The following is a 2,143-nucleotide window of genomic DNA, read 5'->3' on the forward strand; positions in this document are numbered from 1 at the left end:
CTAGGAGCCTTAGACAGAAGTATAACGGGTTTTATGTAAAAATATGTAAATTAGCGAGTGGAACATCAGATTTTCAATGAAACGGCTTGATCTCCCGCCAAGACAGGAGTAATTAGGTTTTAGACATATAAAAAGCACTCTTTTCATGGTATAATGTTCTTGGATAAACATACCACCGAAGAGTGCCTAATCCGTATTATAGCCTATTCTGCTTCATAATACCAACATTTTTCAGGCGCTCTTCGTTGGAATCGTCAAAAACGAGGAGAGATCAAATGGCGCAACGCAGCCCCGACGCCCCGAATCAGGTTGTTTTTTTCCAGGAATTATTACAAGAAAAAATTGAACACAAACCTCATGCAGCCCGTTTCTTTTCATACCTGGTAGATGAACTGGATCTGATTTTTTATGCCCCATTATCAATGGGCGCGCCACCATACACCCGCCGCACATTGACGGCTGTTATTTTATACGCCATGTATCACGGTCATTATGCAGCGCAAAAGATCTGCAAATTTGCCGAAGACAGCATTGGTGCACAGTGGCTATTATCCGGCATGGGCATGCCGGGTTATAAGACCGTCGAACGCACAATCGATGCCCTTTTAAATGAAGCGGATCGTTTTTTATCCCAAATCATCGGAATTTGTGAAGGATTGGCCTTAATTGGTCGGCAGCGCATGTATATTGATGGTACCAAAGTCCAAGCGAATGCCTCTAAGCACAAAGCGATGAGTTATGAGCACTTGATAAACAAGATCAATCGCCAAACAAATGAACTGGAAGCATTATTTGAATCCATCAAACCCTACATAGATGAGGCAGAACAAATATCGGAAGAGGAGCTGAAGGCCTGTATACACGAGCAGGCTCAGCGGGTGCATCACATTCTGCGACAACAGCATCAACAAGAGCTGCGGGACAAGGAACAACAGGTATTCAACCTCGATTACGAGGAAGCCGAAAAAAGTCAGGGTCTCGAAGAGGAAACGCTGAAAACCTCTTCCCCCCTTTTGAACGACGTTCCAACGGAATCGTTTGAACAAACGGTGGATCTCCTGAACAACATAGCGTTTACGCATAATCGGCTTCACACCATGGAACAGGCAAAAACGACATTGGAGCAAAAATGGAAAGCGGAACATGGGAATCAAAAAATCCCGGAAGGGAAACAAATTAATTTTACGGATACAGACTCCAGCATCATGGTCACGAAACATCACGGTGTGCAACAGTGTTACAACCATTTTGCCTGGGTTGATGACAAGGCGCATATCATCCTTGGTACACATACGAGCAACAATGCTTCCGATCAACTTGGATTGCAGCCAACGCTGGAGCATGCGGAAAACATATGCGGTTCGCTGGCCGGCGTGCAGGCTGGCGCTGATGCCGGATTTTTTTCAGCCCATAATATAGCGGTCATGCAAGATAAAGGGATTGACTTTTACGGGTCGTACGCAGTGGCAAAATCCCCATTTGCCAAGGATAAATTTGTGTATGATACACAGGCCGATACCTATACATGCCCGGAGGGGCATACGCTTACGCGGCAGAAAACGAAAAAATCGGGACGGATTGGCAAATACAGCAATCAGGAGGCCTGCCTGGCCTGTCCGCTCAGTGCGCAATGTACAAAAGCACAAGACGGTATTCGCAAAATCGATCGGGATATGGAACATGATCGCCTCAGAGAAGAAGCGAAAGAAAAGGCCAACACGGAGCAGGGAAAAGAAATCCTGAGTCAGAGAAAAAGTGTTCCGGAGCCAGTGTGGGGCAACATTCAAGTACAGGATGGGTGGAAACAGATGCATGGACGCGGGATGGACAACGCTTCGCGTGAATTCAAATTGCATTGCGTCATGCATAATATCCGAAAGATACTAAAAGTCTATTTCAATAGTGTGTCGTATCAAGAGACTGTTCACGAAAAAGAGCATTTGTTCCAAGATACTGCCTGAGGAAGCGATACTTGAAAGGAGGGAGGTATAAACAAATACGTTTATAAAAATTAAAAAAATGACATAAACGTGAAGCTTATTTGGCATACCCTTTTTTAAATCATTTCCATTTTTTTACATAAAAATAGGTTGTAGTGAAATGAAGCGGGATTTTTTGAAATACTTCTGTCCAAGGCTCCTAG

The 2,143-nt window shown here is 44.3% G+C and carries 1 protein-coding gene; it reads left to right on the forward strand.

The window, feature by feature from the left end:
• The first annotated feature begins 275 nt into the window (after positions 1–275).
• Entirely contained in the window at positions 276–1,961 is a 1,686-nt protein-coding gene (locus E4U82_RS19430) for an IS1182 family transposase (RefSeq protein ID WP_135111896.1), read from the forward strand.
• The last annotated feature ends 182 nt before the right edge of the window (positions 1,962–2,143 follow it).

The organism is Lentibacillus salicampi (genome assembly GCF_004565465.1).
Classification (GTDB): Bacteria; Bacillota; Bacilli; order Bacillales; family Amphibacillaceae; genus Lentibacillus; species Lentibacillus salicampi.